Here is a 19,422-nt window from a genome sequence, read left to right as displayed (position 1 = left end):
AGCGATTTGGTCTTTCATTTCTCGATGATCAGCGCATCGACCGCGAAGGTCCCGTCAGGACCGACACGTAGCGGATTGAGTTCGATCTCCGTTATGCCCGGATGCGCGGACACCAGTTCCGACACTGCGACGACGAGGTCGGTCAGGCCTGCAATGTCGACGGCCGGCTTGCCCCGCCAGCCGAGCAGGAGTGGATGGCACTGCAGACGGGCGATCATGGCCGCGGCAGTCTCACGATCCACCGGCGCCATCTCGATTGCCACGTCGCGGTAGACCTCGGCCTCGACGCCACCAGCACCGATTACCACCACCGGCCCCAGGTCGCGGTCGCGGCGCACACCCAGCAAAATCTCGACCACATTGGGGCGCCGATCCAACTCCTCGAGGACGTATTCACCGTCACCCAGATTCGCGTGCATCACGTCGAAGGCAGCTCGCACCTCGGCAAGGTCCTTCAGACCCACCGCGACTCCGCCGACTTCGCTCTTGTGTTCGAGCCATGCCGCCTTCAGGACAAACGGTCCGGAAAGTTGCGCGACGATCCCCTCGATGTCCTCCGCACTCAGCACCCGCGCACCGACGGGAAACCGGACACCGGCACGATGCAGAAACTGCTGCGCTGCAAGGTAACCCGGACCGATAGAAGTGGTTTCAACAACCGGGGTTGCGAGTTGACGACCCGACCGCTGCAGCCGGGTAACGGCAGACAGCGAACTGATCGCGGCCTCAATGCTGGCGTAGGCCGGGATCCCGTGCTCCCACATAGCATCGATCGCCGGCCCCTCCGCCACCATCGAATGCACCAACAGCGGCTTGCCTGCCGCCCGCGCCGCGCCCGCCATCCGCTCGACCAGTTCGCCCTCGCGGGTGGCCAGCGACGGCGTGTCTACGCCGTAGCTGCCGAAGTAACCGGTAAGGAGGACCGAGTCCACCTCATCTGCAGCGAGCAGATTTTCGACGACCGTGGCATATGTTGCCAAGTCCTGCTCGCCAGCCCCTGCCAGATCAACCGGGTTGCTGCACGACGCGCCGCCGGGGAGCACATCCGCGAGCGTGGTCGACAGCGCCTCGGAGAAGGCGGCCACCTGCAACTCGGACATACTCGCAACGTCGGCAGCGATGCCCGTCTGACCGCCACTGTCGCCGACCACGGCGACCAGGTCACCGGCCGGCAGGTCCGTCGACATCAGCAGCCGCGCTACCTGCACAATCTCCGTGGGTGTCTGCACCCTGACGGCGCCAGCGGCCCGGGCCGCGGCATCGACCACATCCAGCGCCGACGTCATCGATCCGGTGTGCGAACGGGCCAGTCTGGTGCTTGCCGCGCTGCCGCCAACCGTCAGCAAGATGGTGTGCTTGCCCGCCGCACGCAGTCGCGATATCGCCGCGATCAGCTCGGGGCCGCCGGCAAAGCTCTCCAGATACAGCGCCACTACCTTGGTGCATGGATCACCGGCCAGATCGTCGAGTAGCTCCACCGCCGCCACATCAGTCTGGTTTCCGATGGAGAAGAAGCGGGAGACGCCCAGCCCAGCGCGGGCGGCGAGCGCGGCGACTTCCGAACCCAGCTGACCGCTCTGCGAGACGATCGCGATGGCGCCCGGCGTGAACTCGCCCCACGCGAGCTGCAGATCGGTCGACGCGTCGAAGATACCGAGGCTGTTCATGCCGACCAAGCGCGCACCCGCGGCGCGGATGCGGGTGCCGATCTCAGCCTCTTCGGGCACTCCGGCAGTGATACCGAGGAAACCGCGCACTCCCAGCGCCAGTGCCTCGTCCACCACCGCGCCGACCGTGGTCGGCGGCACGCACAGTGCGACCAGTTCCGGCACGGACGGCAGCTCGGCCAGGGTCCGGTAGCTCCGAGTACCGAGTATCGGCGCGCCGCCTCGGTTGAGCAGGAACACGTCGCGTCGGTCACGTCCCTTGAGCGCGCCCTGGGCAAGCCAATACCCCCATTTGGCGGGATCGGCGGAGGCCCCGACGACCGCTACCGAAACCGGGTCCGTGAAGACACGCAGACCGGCGTCTACGACAGGCGTGGTGTTCGCCATAGTGTTGAAACTCCTGACTTTTAGCTACGGGTCGGTGGGGCTCACACGTCGAGGACCGTGAGGTCCTCGACGTTCCAGTGCATGTGCACCGGGGCACCGGGCACAACCGCGTCGGCGGTGTGCGGCACGGGGGTTCGTGCGATGACGAGACGCCCGTCGGCGGTCCGGACCTGGACCTGGCGGCAATTGCCGAAGTAGACGTTGTCTTCGACGATGCCGTCGATGCGGTCGTGGCCTACGGGAATCGTTTGACCGGTACCGATCACGCTGATCCGTTCCGGCCGAAGCATCACATTGGTCTCGCCGCGCGGAACCTCCACTGCGAGCCGAAATCGATGCTCGGTACCCGGCTCGGCGAAGCCCGCCGTATCGACAAATCCACTGAAAATATTCGAGGCACCGATGAATTCCGCCGCATACCGGCAGTTCGGTCGCTTGTAGAGCTCCTCAGGGCTACCCACCTGCACGATAGAACCATTGCGCAACAAGGCGATCCGGTCCGACATGGCCAGGGCTTCGTCTTGATCGTGGGTGACGAATACGAACGTGATCCCCAGTTCTTGGTGCAGTCGACGAATCTCCAACTGCAACTGCTCACGCAGCAACTTGTCCAGGGCACCGAGCGGTTCGTCCATCAGCAATACCGGCGGCTTGAACACGATGGCTCGGGCCAGGGCTACACGCTGCTGCTGACCGCCGGAGAGTTCCGAAGGCATACGGGCGCCGAGATGACCCAGTTCCACCAATGCGAGGGCCTCGGCGACGCCGCGCTTGATCTCGGCTTTGGACCAGCCGTGCCGCCGCAAGGGGAACGCGACGTTGTCGGCGATGCTCATGTGCGGGAACAACGAGTAGTTCTGGAAGACGACGCCGAAGCCACGCTTGTGTGGCGGCACCTTGTTGAGCAGGCGCCCGCCGACTTCGATGGTGCCGGCGGTCGGCTTGATGAATCCCGAGATGATGTTGAGGAGCGTCGACTTACCGGAACCGCTGGCGCCGAGAAGCGTCAGGAACTCTCCGCCGCGGATCTCGAGATCCAGGTTGTCGAGCACCGTGGTGGAGCCATAGGTCTTACTGACACCCGAGACGGTGATCGAAGCACCAGGCTTGTTCGTTGCGCCCGGGGTGGTCAGGGAGATGATACTCACGAGTTTGCTCCAATCACGGTGACGGCATTGCGGTACCGCCACTTGCGAATGATGTTGCGGGTCAACTTCATTGCCCCAAAGAGCACGAAGGAAGCGATGATGACGAATAGCGTCAGTCCGGAGATGGCCGCGACCGTGGGGTCCACCTGAACCTTCACGCCAGACCAGATTCGCACCGGGAGAGTCGTCATCTGGGCCCCCGACAGGAAGATCGCGCTGACCACTTCGTCCCACGAGGTGATGAAGGCGAACAAGGCGCCGGCGAAGACGCTGGCCGCAATGTTGGGAAAAGTGACGCGGAAGAAGGTGGAGATCGGTCCGGCGCCCAGGCTCTGGGATGCCAACTCCAGACCGCGGTCGAATCCTGCCAGGCCCGCCGCCACGTTGATGGTCACGTACGGTACCGCCAAAGCCGTGTGAACCAGAACAAATCCGAGTGTCGTTTCTGTGAGCCCTAGCTCGAGGAAAACGATGTAGACGGCGAGGCCGACGATCACGTACGGCACGATGATCGGCGCCAACAACAGCGCGGTGATCGGTCCGCGGAACGGGTACTTGCCCCGCACCAGGCCCATCGCCGCCAGTACCCCGAGCGTCACGGCGCAGATCATGGACAGCACCGCCACCCGGAGACTGACCAGGGCCGAGTTGAGCCACGTCGGGTCGTCGAGCAGTTGCTGGTACCAGCGGGTGGAGAAAGCATCCGGAGGGAAGGTCAGGAATGCACTGTCCGCGAAGGACATCGGAATGACCACCAGAACCGGGAGGATCAGGTAGGCGACGGTGAGCGTGACGAGCAGCGTCAGGCCTGCTCGGGTGAGGAGTCGAGTCATGGTTGCCCCATCAGATACTTCTTCATGTCCACGAACCGGCTGGCGATGCCCAGCAACACCAGGGTGCTCACCAGAAGGACCGCACCGAGCGCGGCCGCGAAGCCGAAACGCAGGACTGTGCTGACCTGTTGGACGATGAGCTCACCGATCATGGTGTTCTGCGGTCCGCCGAGTAGTGCGGGCGTGATGTAGTAGCCGAGCGCCTGGATGAACACCAGGATGACGCCAGCGAACAGGCCGGGCAGCGTCAACGGAACGAAGACCCGAAAGAACGCCAGAGACGGTCGGGCGCCCAGACTTTCGGCCGCCTGCAGCAACCGTCGGTCGATACCGCGCATCGTCGCGTACAGCGGGAGCACCGCGAACGGCAGCGTGATCTGCACCATCCCGAACAGGACACCCGACATGTTACGCAGAAGAGGTAACGGCTCGTCAATCAAACCAATCGACTGCAGCCCGACGTTGAGCACGCCGGTGTCTCGGAGGACCAGCACCAGCGCGAAGCTGCGTACCAGCAGGCTCGTCCAGAACGGCACAAGTACCGCGATCAGCATCACGGCGCGCCAGAACGGGGTCGCCAATGTCATCAGGTAGGCGTAAGGGAAGGCGATGAGCACTGTCAACACCGTCGTCGAAATGGCAACCACGAAGGTATTTTTCAGGACCTTCAGGTAGAGGGAGTTCTCCCAGATGGCCCTGTAGTTCCCGAGGCCGACAGTAGGATCGGTGAAGCTCTTCGAGAACATCATCACCAGTGGGAGGACGAAGACCACCAGCAGGAAGATGACCACCGGCAGCAGCAATAGTGCCCAGCTGTTGAATTCGAACCGCGGGCGCCACTTCCGGCGCCCGCCCGGGAGTGTCTCCGGCTTCGGCGACGACAGCTCAGCGGCCGTGTCGATCAGCTGGGTCACGACAACACCCACGAATTCAGACGTTCACTGACTTCGTTGTAGTGCTCGGCCCAGTAGCTGTAGTCGATGGTGCCGGCGGACTTCGAGATATTAGCCGGGTAGGTCGAGAGTTTCCGTGCCACATCGGCCGGCACCTTGTCGAGTGCCGCTGGGTTGACCGGAGCAAACAGACTGCGCTCGGCGTCCCGGGCCTGGCCCTCGACGTCACCGAGGAAATTGGTCATCCAGCTCATCGCCAATTCGGTGTTCGGGTATCCCTTGGGAATCGCGACCTGGTCATAGGAGATGAAATTCTGCCCCCACTCGTTGGCGATTGGCTGTCCCTCCTGCGCAGCCTGGTCGATGCGCCCGCTCCATGCCTGGACCAGCGGCGCCTCACCACTGGCGACCAATTGTGCCTGCTCGTCGCCGGTGTCATAGAACACGATGTCATTCTTGATGGTGTCCAGCTTGCGGAAGGCCCGATCGATATCGAGCGGATAGAGCTGATCCGGGGCGACACCGTCGGCCAGCAACGCAGCCTCGAACATTCCTCCGGTGGCGTAGTTCCAGAACCCTCGCTTGCCTGGAAACTTCTCGGTGTCGAAGAATTCCGCCCATGTGGTCGGGTGCACGTCGGAGAAGGTCTTCGTGTTGTAGGCAATGGTGAACGCGTACAACAGGTTCGGGACAGCGCAGTCACTCACGAACCTCGGGTCGATATTCGCCGCCACCGCCGCGGCCTTCACCTCGGCGGTAAGCGGGGTGAGGGTACCGGCCGCGCAAGCAGTCTCGGCGTAGTTCGGCTCGACCTCTACGACGCCCCAGGTGACGTTGCCGCTCTGAACTTGGGCTGCAATCTTCGCGTAGTCGGTCGGCGAGTCCTCGCGGATCGTGACCTCATTGTCCTGTGCCCACGGACTGACGTAGCTTTCAAGGTGCACCCGCTGGGCGGCACCGCCCCACATGGTGACGGTGAGGGTCTTCGACGGATCGCTGGATTCGGTGCCACAGGCCGACGCAGCCATCAGGACTGCGAGCCCGAGGCCGAGGCCAAAGCCGACTCTGCTTTTTGCTGAGGTCACGTTTCGACTCCTAAGTTGATTGACGGACCAGTTATTAACGGAAAGTGTGGCGCATGTCATTATTTCTGTCAATAGTGACCTGCGCCCGGTTCTCTGGGCCTGGACGAAGGACGGGTATCCAATCCCCCAGCGTCACCACTCAATTCAAGTGCCGTCGAAGGCGACGGCGTACTTCCTGTGTCAGGATCCGCTCGGTGCCGAGCGAAGGAAACGAGGATCTTCACGCGTTCAGAAGCATGCCCAATTAGGTGTCATGCTTCAAAGTCACTCCCGCACCAGCCGCCACTCGGCTGGCCATCAGCGAGGTCGGCAACCCTTCGATGAAACTTGGTCTGCATCCGACCCTCTACCGGCGATGTACTCCTCCTCCCACGCAGCGCACATAGCCGGGTGAAATGTCTCGGGTTCTAAGAGGCTGATTGAGAACTCGACGACGACGGGTCTGCGGTGCTCAGTACATGGAGTGGGTTCCGGGTTGAGTTGGTGAGGTCAACGCCCGCAGTCGAATCGAGGAACCGACCCATGCCATCGGCGCCCATCTCACCGTGCCCGTAGTGTCCGCACTACGCGGCGCGCAGGCACCGTTGAAGGGATGTACCTGTCGCCGGTCACCGACGCACGGTGGGCGATCCCGCAATCGCTGCTGCCGGCTCCGGGCAACACCGCAGTTCGCGGCAGCAGACCCGAAAAGCATTACCGCCGAATCTTATTGGACGATATCCTGTGTGCGAATCCACTGAGGCGATCGAAGCGCGTGAGATCCTCGACGACCACCATCCGGAATGGGCACGAACCCTCACCGAGATCCTGGACGCGAAGTCCGAGAAGACGACGTCGGGCATTCTGATGGTGCTCACCTCGGTCATGGAACCGCTGGCCTCGCCAGCACTGTTGGCGGCTGTGGACTGCCCTGCCGCGAACTCGTTCGACGTGGTGGGCTTCGTCGAAAAGGGCACCGGCACCATGTACGTGCTCTCCGAAGGTGGCATCGGCTCGGTGGCACCGTTCGCGGCCACACTGGCAGCGGAAGTTTTCTTCGTCACGAACAAGCTCTCGCAACCGCGAACTCGAGGAAGGCACGGCGCTGATGATTCGCCGCAACAAAAAGCCGTCATGCTCGACCTTCCCGGTTTCTGGGAGGACCCACAGATCCGCGATGTCGTCGCCGCGTCGGAAAAGCAAGCGGCCGTCGTCATCGAGCAGGGTTTTGTCTCCACGTCCCCGCCGATCGAGCTCGCCCCGCTCACCTGAACGGTCTTTTCGCCCGTCAATCGAACGAATTCATCTGCCTAAGAAGGAGTTTTCATCATGGTTCAAGGTCGCCGCAGCAGCACCAAGTCCCGCAACACCAGCTCGTCTTCCGCGCAGTGGGACGAAGTCGGTAAGACAGTCAAGGAAGGCGCGGAAGAATTAGCCGCGTTGACCACACACTCCGAGCTCTACGAGTGGGCGAAGGAACACAAGTTCGCGACCGCGTCGATGTTCCCGAAATTCAAGACAGAGCTGAACAAGCGCCTCGACATCGACTACGACGAACTGCGCTCGATCGCGCAGCGGCAGCGACTCGCACAGATCGAGGCAGACGCCGCCGATCGCCCGATGGTGGAGCAGTGGGCCGCCGGCGATGACGAGGTCTCCTCGTACGCGGTGTGCGGTCCGGAAGGGCTGGTTGCCTGGTATGGAGAGTTTTACGAGGAAGACGAGATCCGCAAGGAAGGCGATCAGAATTCGGCGGACCTCTCGGCAGCCGGCAAAGCGGTGTTCCTGGCGGGCAAGGTCCGCGAAGAACTCGAAGTCCCAGCGCTGACGGTGCGGATTCACGTTCTCAATCATCATGTGCGGGCTGAGGATCTGATGCGGGCTGCGCTCAGCGCCGGTGTTGTGGTGGAGATCGACGTCGACGAAGACACGACTGCGTTGGACTGGTCCCGCGAGCCGGGGTCGAAGTCGTGGCGGGAAACGAAACTCGAACGCCTGCTCGCGGCGGAGGCCGATCCTTCCGAAGAGTGGGACAGCGCGGAAGAAACAGATTCCCGGGCAGGGTCGGATAGAGAATGACGTCGACGGTGACGAGCCGGAGGATCGGTGAGGGAACGCTAAGCGGACCTCGTCGGAATCGAACTCCTAATCCTGGCCGCTTCATTGATTAGCGTCGCCGTCCTCGCGTCCTAGTTGGGGCTTCACATGCCAACCGGCGGGCTACCTGAACCTTGCGAGTCAGCGAAAGCTATCCCCGACTGCTGTGCACGAATTGGGGATAGTTCGATACTCAAGTATCTGCCACCCGCCGTAAACTGGTATCTGAAACGTCCGGCCCGTAGATTCTGCGTGGCGGCATCACCCGACTCCCAAAATCGGGTGTGGCGTATGCCCTGCCGACGTGACATCCCCCAGATCGTCGGCGGGGCACCGCTTTCCGCCTCGGTTCTCGGTGCGCCCACGACTTGCCGACCTGCTGATCACACATTGGTCGGCGAGTCCCACTCGGCTGCTCGCGCCCCAACGCGCAGCGCCATGCTCGGCAGGGCACTGAATATGTTTACGTTCGCCGATTCCCGGTTACCTTCCTTGCGCGACGGGGATTTTCTCGGGCGTGGGGTCCGTCGCACACGGTCCGCCTACCGGCACTCACTCGCCGGAGGTGGGCCCCAAACGGCTACGCATCGTCCGGACTCGGCGCGTATGGCTCACCGGCGCAACACGTCCACCTCCCGCGCCGGCGAGCACTTCCTGCGCCGCAACGCACAAAACGCCCCGCACCCGGATCTCGGGGCGGCGCATAGTGCTGTCAGTCTTTCGCCGGCGGCGGCGTGTAGATCAACTCGGGTTTCTTCATGACGATCAGCTCGGATCCGGGTGGGCCCAAACGACAAAAGCCACAGTCGCGCGGGAGGTTGAGGGCATTTCGTGGCTACCGGTACGTAAGTGGCGCACACCACACGTTTGGGGTAGCTTTTTCGGCGATGGTTGGTCGTAGGTCGGTATTGAGAGGGGCGACCCACCACAGTCCCCGCCAGCTGCCCCACCCAGCCTGGCGGGGCACCAACACGCAAGCAGCCCCGAAACGCCGAAAGCCCCCAACGCCGAAAGATATTGGGGGCCTCGCGCTGCCATGGGCCGCACAACAGTGGGGCACCGTAGTCGCTTCACACCGCAAGCGATGGCAATGAGACTGTTCGTTCGAATTAACGTGCGCGGAATCCTGACTGACAACGAATGACGACTTACCGTGGAGCAGTAGGGATTCGGTACGAGGGGATCTAATCCCTACGTGGATAGTGGGTCTTCGTGTTGTGTGCTCGGCACGGATGACGTTCGAGGAACCCCCGGCCTGTTAACTTCCCAGCCGGGGTTTCCGATTCGATTCCACTGGCTACACACCTGTCGTGGCGGAACACTCAGGGGCGGGGGAACCGTCACGCATGGCCCGCCTTCCGGTTGCCACCTCCCCGGAGGTGGGCCTCTTGAACCGCTCACTGGCTCGGTGCGCATGGCTCACCGGCGCACCGTATGCGCCGGTGGGCTCTTCCTTTGAGTAGGCCGGTGGCCATCCCGTAAATGAGTTGCGAGGGAGCCCAGCGAAAGTCTGAAAGAGAATGCACACGCTCATTACGTGGCAGTTAGTGCTACACCTTTTTACGGATTTGACACCTAGAAGACGTCCCTCGTTTACCGGCAATTCACTCTTTGTTTCAGTTCGGCCGACGACATCGGGAGCACAATTACGGGCATGAATCCCGCAGAAGAAGAACGTCAGATCGGCCTGATCAAGGGTCGTTTGTCGGTGAAGTTTCCGGGCGCAACTCGGGAGGTTGTCGACGACGCGGTGGACGAGGCGTACAGCCATTTTTCCGGTAAGAACATCCGCGATTTCGTCCCACTCCTGGTCGAGCGTCGAGCGAACGAAACGCTGACGACCCGAGTCGCGACCTGAGTTGGTGAATCCGCCAGATTCGCCGAACTACGCGCAAGCGCGGGTTCTTCTCGTCGCACTTTATTCGGAAATCGACGGTGTCCTCGCCGAAGCCGATGCGGTGAAGGATGCTGCTACGGCAGCGTGGCGCGCTGGCCATCACCTCACGTACCGGGAGCGGGTCACGCACAGAGATGCACTCCGCGAGAAGCTGTACGAACTGCACAGGATGGTTGACAACATCAACGCCAGATTTCCTGGAATTGATCCATCCAGGCGCACACCTCACGAATAGCCTCGGACCCCAAACAGTGGTGCGGGCCCATGCCGACGAGCACCTCAGGTTCCGCAATGTGACATGTGCCACTTCGCAACTATGGCGCAGCACCGCTCGGGCAATATGACTTTGGTCCTCCGGAATGATCATCCCTGATCCTTCGGCGGACTACTGGTCTGCGCATCTGTCCCCGACAGTTCGGATGCGCTTCAGCCTGCCGGGTTGGATGTAAAATCCCGCCCTGCAGGTTACCCAGCCGGCAGATTATCCAGATTGTTCGCCCCGACGCTCGGGAGCGGGCACAGTGAGCCAAAGCCCCCAACCTCATCGCACGTTTGGGGCCTTGTTCTCTGGTTTGGCTTTCGACGGGTTCGGTTATGCCTTTCCTGCGGCGGTGAGTTCTCGAGCGGGTCCAGCCGCGAATGATCCATCTTCCGTGCGGTCACAGCAGGAGATGGATGCAGGGGAAAGTGCATCGCGTCGGACCGATGCGCACCCGCCGGCGCTCCGCGTTCACAGGTCGCGCGTCGGCGGGCCCACCTCGAACGCACAAAACGCCCAGCCCCTGACGATCCAGGGCGGGGAATGGGAGCAATTTCGGGCGGGTGAAATCGGGGGTAAACATGCCACTTGGTCCGTTTCATGCGCTCTTCGCGTGCCATACTTCCAGCCACGCAGACCTCAAAGAGTCCGCCGTCGAACCGCGTCCACAGAGAAGCACGAAATGCAGTGCGACTGAACGCTGCTTTGGCTATTCGTCCAGCAACGGCTGTTGACGCCCTCGGGATGTTGACGTGCCAGCTGGCGTGTCCCGTTCCCGATTCGTCGGGGGCGGGACATCGAGCAATTCTCGATGGGTAACTTGCGGTATCGGTCGATCATTCTGGTAAGGCATTCGACGTCTACCGGATCGGCGCTGTGTACGCGAATCTCCTGCGGCCACATCCTGTTTTCGTGCATCCAGCGAATGACCAGGCGTGTGGCGTCGTCGCCGTCCAGGTCGCGATCAAGGGAGAGTCGTTCGACCATGCCGAAACAGAGTGCGTCGATAGCCCCTGCGCTCGTCTTTGCCCAGGCCCATCCATCTGGTGGGGATCGCGAGTCGTCGACCCAAAGGTTCATTCTATAAATCCTTTTGTCTCGTCAGCCCAGTGTCTGTGAGTAATTTTGGGCTGGATGGCCAGACTCAAGACATCTAAGTCTCGACCTTCGAGAGCATTACGTCCACTTGGACGGAGGACCAAATGCACTACTGTGAGCAACATTCGAAGCGCCACAGGGCAATACACATTGGCAATTCTGGCTCGCTCGAGATGCAAGTCGGCTGCCATCTCGTCGGATCGTCTTGTTCGGAAACCTGACACGACAGCGGGCACAGGCCTACGGTGGAGATGCGAGGCCAGACATGAGGGGTCAGCCCGGCACGGATCGAGGGTCCCCACGTTGTGTGCTCAACGCGGATGACGACGAAAGCCCCCGCTCTCAGTGATGAGAGCGGGGGCGTCGTTCATTTCGAGCGAAGTGCCCCCCGAAATGGAAGAAGTCCCGAACGACATCGGTTCCTGTAGGCTGTGTGCTCAACCGGCACGAACCTAAACCGCAAGGTTGCGAGGCCGCATGCTCACCCCGGCCGTCGTGGCCTGCGAATCATGTACCCACTTGGTCGTGATCGAAACGAGACCTAGGCAGGCTCACCCAATAACCGCCACGCGTGAGCGATTCTGCGCGAGATTCGGAATCGATCCAACCATTACATCATCGTCGTGGCGGCAATACTCAGGGGCGAGGAACTGTCACGCGTGGCCCGCCTTCCGGCTGACACCTCGCCGGAGGTGTGCCTCTTGAACTGCGCGTCGGTCGGGTCCGGTGCGTACGGCTCGTCGGCGTAGTGCGCTCACAACGACACGTCGGCGAGCAGCCGGGCCGCAACTACGCTGGCCCGGCTGAGGTACCTACACCAGGTGAAGGTGACCTCTCACGCTGGCTAGCTGCTTAACCAACGTGTCTCGACGCTCCGTAAGGCGCTGGATAGCGTCGTCATCCTCTGCGAGCTGGGCACGGTTCAGCAGAAACTGACAAGTATCCAACTGAGCTTTGAGGTTCATCATTGCCGTCACCTTCGATCACTGTGCGTAGGTACCTTACAATATGTATAGGTACCATACAGACTGTCGCTGGAAAGTGGCCACAACCGGCTCAGATGTCGGACCAAGAGTTCGGGGACATCACGACGATGGTCGATGATCCGGGCGCGGGGAAAGGTCTGGCAAAAAACTACTGATGAGGAGTGCACGCGATGGACGACGAGTTCGGCGAATTCGACGGTGAAAAACTTCAAGACGACATCCGTCGCGGGTGTACCGGTGGGCGGATCTCGACGGGGCGCAGGCTGCGGAGCTGTGGGCCGAGCTGATCGCGTGGGCGAGTTGGTTCCGTCGGCGTTACTCGGTGACCGACTCGGATGCGGTGATTCCGCCGTGCTGGTACCGACATCCGGTTGCGGTCTAGGAATTGACTGCGCTGATGGTTTCGCACCAGAGCGCCTACACGCTCGACGAGCCTTCATATGCTTCATATTCTGTTGTCCTGGAAAGAAATTGGTCTCACCGAGTCACGCATTCTGCCGATTCGTACCGGCGAAGACAAAACGGAAGATTTCGGTCAAAATCGCCTTAATCCAATCGCAGATTGATCAACGAGCGAGGACCTTCGTTTGCTGCTCTTGAAATTCCGTCTCGGAATCGACGTCGGCCGCTTCCAACTCACGACCCATTAGTCGATTAGGACCCATCCGGATACCGGCGCAATTGCACATCACGCAGGCGTCACGATCGACCCGGCAGGTCAAAAACTCCAGCTGCAGCACAATTACAGCACGCTCCCTGTTTCCATATGGGAACAGCGTTGATGATGAAAATCAGAAACTCCCTCATAGAGCGCAGATCGATCACTCGTTCCGCACATTCTCACGACTCAAAGGTTGATCATCCATACCGATACCGGAAAATATGGTCAACAGTAAGCCCGTACGGGAGTTGTCATCTTCTCTTTTGCAAGTACCGTCGAAAGAGGCGAAGGCCCTGCACTTTTGGCAAAGGCACTCGGCGTGGCCACTCCATTCAAGACCTAGACAACGGTGTCTTGGAAAACCTCAGGTGCCGGTGAGCATTTGAATCGTGCGGGGTTCGATGCCGCTTCCTTTTTGTGAAGGATGCAGATCATGTCCAAGCGTTATCCTGCCCGGTTCAAGGCTCTATCTCCGCCTCGATTTAGGCGGTGCCCGCCCGCGACTGGCCTCGAGTGGAGCGATACCGGCGAGCGAGACGAACGCCGCTTCGCTGCGGATCCACCCGGGATGGGACGAACTGAGCAGCAATTGGGCGGCGACAACGGGCCGCACTCCAGGTTGGGCGAGCGAGACGGGCCCGGCAGGTGTTGACGCAGCAGACGGCCCAACTCAGGATCGATTTCGCCGAGTTATCCTGTGAGGAAACGGATCCGGGCTTTTATCGACCGCAACGTCAATACCGTGACACAGTGTTCGACGGTGGCCATTTTCGTTGTGGTCTCCGCTTCGATCCGGGAGAGTTGTTTGGTGAGCGAGAACCCTCGCAGGGTAGCGCGTAGGTGTGCGGGTGCGGCGACGATCAGGCCGTTGAGCTCGTTTATCGCCTGGGCGACTGACGAGAACCGCTTCGCGAGTCGCAGTCAAGGTGGGATCGCTTCCCGAGGCCCACGAGCTCGGGGACTGCTCTGATGATCACGCGACTGGGCGCATGTCGACGTTCCCAAACCAATATGGGATGTATCTGGCACCGTCCGCTGACCGTGCAAGGTGTGTGCGGACCACGCCAGCGACGGTGTCGAGTATCGCGAGTTCGATGATGTCGCGGTCGAGATCTCCTCCGATAACGAAATCGTATTCTTCTGCGAGCATGGTCATTACGGTTGTCCTTCCACTTCGGGGCGATCGTGGTCGGCGCCAATCCGGGCGGCTTCAAATACTCACAGTGTTCTCTTTTGTTCCGCGCTGTCATGGGCTGTAGGGGTCAGAAGTAGGTACCCATGCACGTCGACAAGTCCGCGACGGCCTGGGCAACGTGTGCCCGCGGGGAAAACGCGCTCACCCTTGAACCGGATCGTTCGGATGTGACCGCAAAGGGGTGACAGCGATACTCATCCACGGCCGCATGGGCAGCGTGCCGAGCACGTTCGCGTAGAGGTCGACTTCGTCGTCGGCGCGCCATACGCCGATGCTGCGCAGCTCACCGACCGGGCGCCACAACCGGACCAGGCGCCCTGCGGAAGCAAGTTCCTTGGCGCGTAACGCTTCCGCGGTGCGGCATGCGTAGATTTCGGATGGGTCGGTGCCGTCTGGGATCGTCGTGGTGATCTCGACGAGGAACTCGTGCTGGGACGAACTCGCTTCGGGGGTTTTGGTCATGCACTCATCGTGTGCGAAAGTCCGGCGGCCCGCCACGACCGCCTTGCTCCCGGCTGGTAGGCGCAGCCTCTCACCGCGCACAGCATGATCAATTTGAAGCTTCGTCAACTGAGATACTTCCTCGCCGTCGCCGAGGACCTGCACTCGGGCAGTCCGTGATCTCGGCCTCCGCGCCAGCGGAGTCTGGCTGCCCGTCGACGACCCCCACCGGTAACAGGGATCCCTTCTGGGAGGCTGCGCCTCCCAGAAGGGAGGAAATAGGTCGTGGCGCGAGTACTCGCCTCGCGTGCATCATCAACTCATGAGCGAGCACCCGTGTTCCGAAGGGTGTTACCCGGGTTCCGGTCACTGAATCCTTCTGCACCAAACTACATTTCGAAAGCGAGTAACTCCGTATATGACCACCACGCAGGCAGTCGTCATCGTCACCGGCGCGTCCCAGGGCATCGGCGCGGCCCTCGTCACTGGCTACCGCAAGCTCGGCTACGCCGTTGTCGCGACCTCCCGTTCTATCGGGCCATCCGACGATCCCGAGGTGCTGACCGTGCCAGGCGACCTGTCCCAGCCGGGCACCGGCGACGACATCGTCGAGCAGACACTGGCGCGGTTCGGCCGGATCGACACACTCGTGAACAACGCTGGCATCTTCGTTGCCAAGCCGTTCACTGACTACACCGACGAGGACTACGACGCCGTGACCGGGGTGAACCTGCGAGGCTTCTTCGAGATCTCCCGTGGCGCCGTCGCCGCGATGCTCGCCCAGGGTAGCGGCGGCCATCTCGTGAACGTCTCCACCACCCTGGTCGACCACGCCAACTCAGAGGTGCCCTCGGCACTTGCATCGCTGACCAAGGGCGGGCTGAACGCGGTCACCAAGTCGCTGGCGATCGAGTACGCGACGCGCGGAATCCGGGTCAACTCCGTCGCGCTCGGTGTCATCCGCACCCCGATGCACCCGGTCGACAAGCATGAGGCTCTCGCTGCCCTGCACCCGGTCGGGCGGCTGGGTGAGATCGGCGAGGTCGTTGACGCGATCCTCTACCTAGAGCACGCCGGGTTCGTCACCGGCGAAATCCTGCACGTCGACGGCGGCCAGAGCGCCGGACACTGAGCTGAAAGGACCAGGCGAACATCCCATGAACAGCACACCAGTGGACGACAAGGTCCTGCGCGGCGTGCTCGACCGGTGGAAGGCCGCCGTCCACGCACACGAACCCGCGCGCGTCGCCGCCGAGTTCACCGAGGACGCGATTTTCCAGGGCCTGCATCCCTACACCGTCGGACGCCAGGGTGTCGCCGACTATTACGCCTCCCAGCCGCTAGGCATGACCGCCGAATACCGGATCCTCGAAACCCGTCGACTCGCCGACAACGTGGTGCTCGGCTATCTGAGCGTCGATTTCTCTTTCACGGACCGGCCGGCGCTGACCGTGTCCCTGAGCGTATTGGTCAAACAATCGCCCGACGGCGACCAAATCAGCCACTACCAGGTGTCCCGGCTGAACTGAAACAGTCTGGTCGACCAGACCAGCGAGGGTCCGCGACGGTCACAGCCCGTCGACAAACCCCTCGACAACGGTGGCACACATCTCTGGTCGGCCGCCCGATTTCACGAGCACGCTGAGACCGATCACCGAGGCCAGCAGTTGACGAGCTGCAATGTCGGCGGGCCGGCCCCTATCGAACTCCCCGGACTCCTGCCCGCGCACGATTGCGCGTCTGCAGATAGCTTCGATCCCCGTGAACAAGTCATCTGCAATGCGGTTCACCTCGTCGTCGACAGTTCCGAGCTCTGCCGCAGCATTGACCATGATGCAGCCTCGCCGGTGCTCGCCAACCCCGGAAAGAACAACCATCGCCCACTCGAGACGAGGTCTCACAGGGCCAGACGCGGCGAACAGATCGGCGAGATACTCGAGCCGCATCTCGCTGTAGCGCCGAAGCGCTCGCACGAACAACGCGTGCTTGCTCCCGAATGAGTTGTACAGGCTGCCTTTCCCGATCCCCATCTCGCCAGCGAGTTCCTGGGGGGTTGTCGCGGCGTATCCCTGCAGCCAGAACAGGTCCATCGCCTTGCCAATCGCCACGTCCGTCTCAAAACGCATCGGCCTACCCACTCGCGCATCCTAACTCCAGCCAATTTGACCTCAAGGTCAATTAATAATAACGTGACGACAGTGACCATATTTGACCTGGAGGTCAAAAACTCACGCCGACCAGGGAGTCCCACCCCAACTAGGAAGGCATTTCATTGTCCGCTCACACACAGAGCGTTGCCCTTGGGTCACGCACGCGCACCCGCCTCCCGTTGAACACGCTCGCGATCCCCTTGGGCTTCGCCGGACTAGCCCAGGCTTGGTCGGTCGCCACGACCGCGCTCGGGACCCCATTCGCGCTTGCCCAGACGTTCTGGCTGATCGCAGCCCTCGCGTGGATCTCGACAGCCACGGCGCATATTCATCGATCCAAGGGCGCAACCCACGGGATCTCGCATCAACTCACACACTTCGCTCAGGGTCCGCTCGCGGCGCTACTTCCGATCTCCGCAATGCTGTTGGGAACGAATCTGCACCGGACGTTCCCGCTTGCCGGAACATTGCTGACCCTGTTCTCCATCGCGGCCGCAGCCGCATTTGGCGCGTGGATGATGAGCTTCTGGATGCGCGGAGAGATGGCGCTCGAATCCGTGCACGGTGGGTACTACCTGCCCATCAGTGCAGCCGGTCTCGTGGGAGCGCTCGCCGCAGCCCAATCCGGTCTCGACTGGCTCGCTGTCGGATGCTTCGCAGTCGGCCTGTTCTTCTGGGTGGTGATTACCATGTTCCTATTTCTCAGGCTCGCGCTGCGCCCCACCATGCCTGCAGCCCTGGTCCCGACGCTCGCAATCATGATTGCTCCGCCCGCAGTCGGTGCTGCAGCATGGCTGACCATCTCGAACGGGCAACCGGACGTCCTCTTCGAGGCCCTCACATCAATCACGGCATTCATGGTCATGGTGCAGGTTCCCTTACTGGCGCGCTACCGCGCCCTGCCGTTCTCGCACGGTTTTTGGTCATTTACCTTCCCTGTCACGAGTGTCGTTGCTCTCGCCATCGTCTGGCTTCACCTGTTGCATCCGCCTGCCTGGCAAGTCATCACAGTCGGATTGCTCGGCGCCGCAACGATCCTCGTGGCGCTGATCGCGATGAAATCCATCCTGTTGATCCGGACAACCTTGCGTCGCCCGGCGCAATGACTCCCCGCCTCAGGGTCTGCGCTGTCGGCGATCACACGGAGCGCCTGTTCCCCGCGGTCGAGAGCGACCGTGAGCTCGGCGAAGATCTTGCGACGCTCCACGACCGGACGGTTATGGTTAAAGCACTTCCCCATCCGTTCGACCCTCTCGAAGGACTGTTCGAAACCAAAACGTGACATCGGGCTTCTCGCAATCGATCTTGCGAATGGACGGCGGATGCGAATCAACGGGCCTGCACAGCATATGGGTGACCAGCTAATAGTGAGAACTGAGCAGGTATTAGCCAACTGCCCCAATACATTCAGGCCCGTGAGCAAACGCCCAATAGGGCTTCCACTGCGCAGGCCAATCGCAGTGAGCTGCTCACTACCGAGCAGCCGAAGCAGATCATAGCGGCGGACACCTTCTTCGTGGCCACCCACGCAAAGGGCCTCGGTACATACATGTCACATCGTGGCGGAAACCAGGATTCGTCTCGATCATGAACGAGCGGCGGCTGTCGTGGCCGGACTACACGGCAACCTGATGTACATGACCCTCGGCAATCTCGAGCTCGATCCGCGCTGCGGGCTGTTGTTCATCGACTGGACACGAGGCGGTGCACTGCATCTCACGGGACGGGCGCACGTCGTCGAAGTGACCGGAGGGTGCTCCGAATCCCGCGCAAGAGCGTATGAACCCTTACGGCGAGAAGTTCAGGAATGCTTGCGCCCTCAACCACGTTCCAGCAATTCAGACAAACTCGCGAGTGAATTCTTGTACCTGTTAGGGAGTCAAGCCATTCGGCGACAACACGATTCGCATCCACTGAACAAATCTGCTTCGGATAGCACCGGAACCGTTCCTACCACCCATGAGTACAGCTATGGGCCATCGTAGATTTCGACGATGACTGTTGTGCGGCGCACGGGTTTGCTCGAGCGTGGCTTGCTGATCGGAGACAGTGGATTGATTTTCGAGTACAGGTCAGCGGCACAGTCGGAGGCGAGCTCAGCGATGGATAGTCCGAAATTGTGGTGGGGCAACTTCACCTCGCGTTGTGAAATCCGATCGATCTTGACACCGAAATGGGTAAGAAATCTTGGGGCAGGTCAACGAGCCAACTGACATTGGTGCAGTCCCGAACGACTACTTACTGGCACGCGAAGTCGCTCGAGCGTGCGTTCGAGCATGCGACGATCATTCGCTGACACCCCCGTACGACCCGCATTTCGGAGAATATACTCGATCCTGGACGAATACCGCTGCGGCGTCATACCGAAGTTAATGAACACGTCACCCATGCGAGGGCCGCCATAAGGGTCCCATATGCGAGCATTCTCCAAGATCGTTGCGTCCTCCACATTCATAATTAGCTCCTCTGTATTCTCCACCCATCACGTACTTGGTAAATATTCGGGTCACGCAAATCAAGCACAACTGGGACTCTTGCGATGGTTTTAGACTCGATCTCCTTGACGGAAGAATGAACCTCGCGGGCCGCTCTTTGACGGACATCCCCCCGCACATGCCTTTTCCTGATCGGAAATTGCGGAGGAGC

At 61.3% G+C, this 19,422-nt stretch carries 19 protein-coding genes; 9 read left to right on the top strand and 10 right to left on the bottom strand.

All coding sequences use genetic code 11. The features are described 5' to 3' along the window. Positions 1–14 precede the first annotated feature (14 nt). Genes R4P64_RS29700 through R4P64_RS29680 form a run of 5 tightly spaced genes read right to left on the bottom strand, consistent with a single transcriptional unit; the run spans position 15 to position 6,013 of the window. The gene (locus R4P64_RS29700; protein ID WP_317823763.1) at positions 15–2,054 is read right to left on the bottom strand and encodes an acetate--CoA ligase family protein; all 2,040 of its coding nucleotides are present in this window, start codon (positions 2,052–2,054) and stop codon (positions 15–17) included. A 41-nt stretch (positions 2,055–2,095) separates the two neighbouring features. After that, entirely contained in the window at positions 2,096–3,202 is a 1,107-nt protein-coding gene (locus tag R4P64_RS29695; RefSeq protein ID WP_317823762.1) for an ABC transporter ATP-binding protein, read from the bottom strand. Continuing rightward, positions 3,199–4,035: an ABC transporter permease gene (locus R4P64_RS29690; protein ID WP_317823761.1), complete on the bottom strand. Its 837-nt coding sequence runs from the start codon at positions 4,033–4,035 to the stop codon at positions 3,199–3,201. Before R4P64_RS29690 ends, R4P64_RS29695 begins: the two co-directional genes overlap by 4 nt. Continuing rightward, positions 4,032–4,949 (bottom strand): ABC transporter permease, encoded by a 918-nt coding sequence (locus tag R4P64_RS29685; RefSeq protein WP_317823760.1) that lies wholly within the window; start codon positions 4,947–4,949, stop codon positions 4,032–4,034. The genes R4P64_RS29690 and R4P64_RS29685 overlap by 4 nt, the downstream gene beginning before the upstream one ends. After that, positions 4,946–6,013, bottom strand: coding sequence for an ABC transporter substrate-binding protein (locus R4P64_RS29680; RefSeq protein ID WP_317823758.1), 1,068 nt, complete (start codon positions 6,011–6,013; stop codon positions 4,946–4,948). The genes R4P64_RS29685 and R4P64_RS29680 overlap by 4 nt, the downstream gene beginning before the upstream one ends. Before the next feature lie 723 nt (positions 6,014–6,736). Here R4P64_RS29680 and R4P64_RS29675 point away from each other — a divergent pair. From R4P64_RS29675 to R4P64_RS29660, 4 genes are all read left to right on the top strand, one after another. Continuing rightward, positions 6,737–7,264 (top strand): hypothetical protein, encoded by a 528-nt coding sequence (locus R4P64_RS29675; protein ID WP_317823757.1) that lies wholly within the window; start codon positions 6,737–6,739, stop codon positions 7,262–7,264. Positions 7,265–7,321: 57 nt separating this feature from the next. Next, positions 7,322–8,071, top strand: coding sequence for a hypothetical protein (locus R4P64_RS29670; protein ID WP_317823756.1), 750 nt, complete (start codon positions 7,322–7,324; stop codon positions 8,069–8,071). Between the two features lie 1,672 nt (positions 8,072–9,743). Further along, a complete protein-coding gene (locus R4P64_RS29665; RefSeq protein ID WP_317823755.1) occupies positions 9,744–9,947 on the top strand; it encodes a three-helix bundle dimerization domain-containing protein in 204 nt (67 codons plus the stop codon). Positions 9,948–9,951: 4 nt separating this feature from the next. Beyond that, entirely contained in the window at positions 9,952–10,221 is a 270-nt protein-coding gene (locus tag R4P64_RS29660; RefSeq protein ID WP_317823754.1) for a hypothetical protein, read from the top strand. Between the two features lie 663 nt (positions 10,222–10,884). Here the strand turns inward: R4P64_RS29660 and R4P64_RS29655 are convergent. After that, the gene (locus tag R4P64_RS29655; RefSeq protein ID WP_317823753.1) at positions 10,885–11,325 is read right to left on the bottom strand and encodes a cyclic-phosphate processing receiver domain-containing protein; all 441 of its coding nucleotides are present in this window, start codon (positions 11,323–11,325) and stop codon (positions 10,885–10,887) included. 1,233 nt (positions 11,326–12,558) lie between these two features. On the opposite strand from R4P64_RS29655, the gene R4P64_RS29650 reads away from it, so the two are divergent. Further along, positions 12,559–12,711: a hypothetical protein gene (locus R4P64_RS29650; RefSeq protein WP_317823752.1), complete on the top strand. Its 153-nt coding sequence runs from the start codon at positions 12,559–12,561 to the stop codon at positions 12,709–12,711. Positions 12,712–13,456: 745 nt separating this feature from the next. Here the strand turns inward: R4P64_RS29650 and R4P64_RS29645 are convergent. The 3 genes from R4P64_RS29645 to R4P64_RS29635 all read right to left on the bottom strand — a co-directional run bounded on the left by R4P64_RS29645 (position 13,457) and on the right by R4P64_RS29635 (position 14,647). Further along, on the bottom strand, positions 13,457–13,603 hold the full coding sequence (locus R4P64_RS29645; protein ID WP_411742725.1) for a hypothetical protein: 147 nt from the start codon (positions 13,601–13,603) through the stop codon (positions 13,457–13,459). 360 nt (positions 13,604–13,963) lie between these two features. After that, positions 13,964–14,146 (bottom strand): hypothetical protein, encoded by a 183-nt coding sequence (locus R4P64_RS29640; protein WP_317823751.1) that lies wholly within the window; start codon positions 14,144–14,146, stop codon positions 13,964–13,966. 180 nt (positions 14,147–14,326) lie between these two features. Beyond that, positions 14,327–14,647, bottom strand: coding sequence for a muconolactone Delta-isomerase family protein (locus R4P64_RS29635; protein ID WP_317823750.1), 321 nt, complete (start codon positions 14,645–14,647; stop codon positions 14,327–14,329). 397 nt (positions 14,648–15,044) lie between these two features. Between R4P64_RS29635 and R4P64_RS29630 the strand changes: the two genes are divergently transcribed. Beyond that, a complete protein-coding gene (locus tag R4P64_RS29630) occupies positions 15,045–15,758 on the top strand; it encodes an SDR family NAD(P)-dependent oxidoreductase (protein ID WP_317823748.1) in 714 nt (237 codons plus the stop codon). Positions 15,759–15,783: 25 nt separating this feature from the next. Next, entirely contained in the window at positions 15,784–16,155 is a 372-nt protein-coding gene (locus R4P64_RS29625) for a hypothetical protein (protein WP_317823747.1), read from the top strand. A gap of 39 nt (positions 16,156–16,194) precedes the next feature. On the opposite strand, the gene R4P64_RS29620 is transcribed toward R4P64_RS29625, so the two are convergent. Next, positions 16,195–16,752, bottom strand: a complete 558-nt coding sequence (locus R4P64_RS29620; protein WP_317823746.1) for a TetR/AcrR family transcriptional regulator — start codon at positions 16,750–16,752, stop codon at positions 16,195–16,197. 146 nt (positions 16,753–16,898) lie between these two features. Between R4P64_RS29620 and R4P64_RS29615 the strand changes: the two genes are divergently transcribed. Further along, on the top strand, positions 16,899–17,882 hold the full coding sequence (locus R4P64_RS29615; protein ID WP_317823745.1) for a potassium-tellurite ethidium and proflavin transporter: 984 nt from the start codon (positions 16,899–16,901) through the stop codon (positions 17,880–17,882). A gap of 525 nt (positions 17,883–18,407) precedes the next feature. Further along, positions 18,408–18,761, top strand: a complete 354-nt coding sequence (locus R4P64_RS34075) for a pyridoxamine 5'-phosphate oxidase family protein (RefSeq protein ID WP_411742724.1) — start codon at positions 18,408–18,410, stop codon at positions 18,759–18,761. Positions 18,762–19,422 lie beyond the last annotated feature (661 nt).

It is taken from the genome of Rhodococcus sp. IEGM 1366, assembly GCF_033142425.1.
Taxonomy (GTDB): Bacteria; Actinomycetota; Actinomycetes; order Mycobacteriales; family Mycobacteriaceae; genus Rhodococcus_F; species Rhodococcus_F globerula.
This window is presented reverse-complemented; position numbering and strand designations above follow the sequence as displayed.

Excerpts from the sequence above, each read along its gene's own strand:
- R4P64_RS29700 (WP_317823763.1), bottom strand. The coding sequence starts at position 2,054 with ATGGCGAACACCACGCCTGTCGTAGACGCCGGTCTGCGTGTCTTCACG.
- R4P64_RS29690 (WP_317823761.1), bottom strand. The coding sequence starts at position 4,035 with ATGACTCGACTCCTCACCCGAGCAGGCCTGACGCTGCTCGTCACGCTC.
- R4P64_RS29670 (WP_317823756.1), top strand. The coding sequence starts at position 7,322 with ATGGTTCAAGGTCGCCGCAGCAGCACCAAGTCCCGCAACACCAGCTCG.
- R4P64_RS29665 (WP_317823755.1), top strand. The coding sequence starts at position 9,744 with ATGAATCCCGCAGAAGAAGAACGTCAGATCGGCCTGATCAAGGGTCGT.
- R4P64_RS29655 (WP_317823753.1), bottom strand. The coding sequence starts at position 11,325 with ATGAACCTTTGGGTCGACGACTCGCGATCCCCACCAGATGGATGGGCC.
- R4P64_RS29640 (WP_317823751.1), bottom strand. The coding sequence starts at position 14,146 with ATGACCATGCTCGCAGAAGAATACGATTTCGTTATCGGAGGAGATCTC.
- R4P64_RS29635 (WP_317823750.1), bottom strand. The coding sequence starts at position 14,647 with ATGACCAAAACCCCCGAAGCGAGTTCGTCCCAGCACGAGTTCCTCGTC.
- R4P64_RS29630 (WP_317823748.1), top strand. The coding sequence starts at position 15,045 with ATGACCACCACGCAGGCAGTCGTCATCGTCACCGGCGCGTCCCAGGGC.
- R4P64_RS29625 (WP_317823747.1), top strand. The coding sequence starts at position 15,784 with ATGAACAGCACACCAGTGGACGACAAGGTCCTGCGCGGCGTGCTCGAC.
- R4P64_RS29620 (WP_317823746.1), bottom strand. The coding sequence starts at position 16,752 with ATGCGTTTTGAGACGGACGTGGCGATTGGCAAGGCGATGGACCTGTTC.
- R4P64_RS34075 (WP_411742724.1), top strand. The coding sequence starts at position 18,408 with ATGTACATGACCCTCGGCAATCTCGAGCTCGATCCGCGCTGCGGGCTG.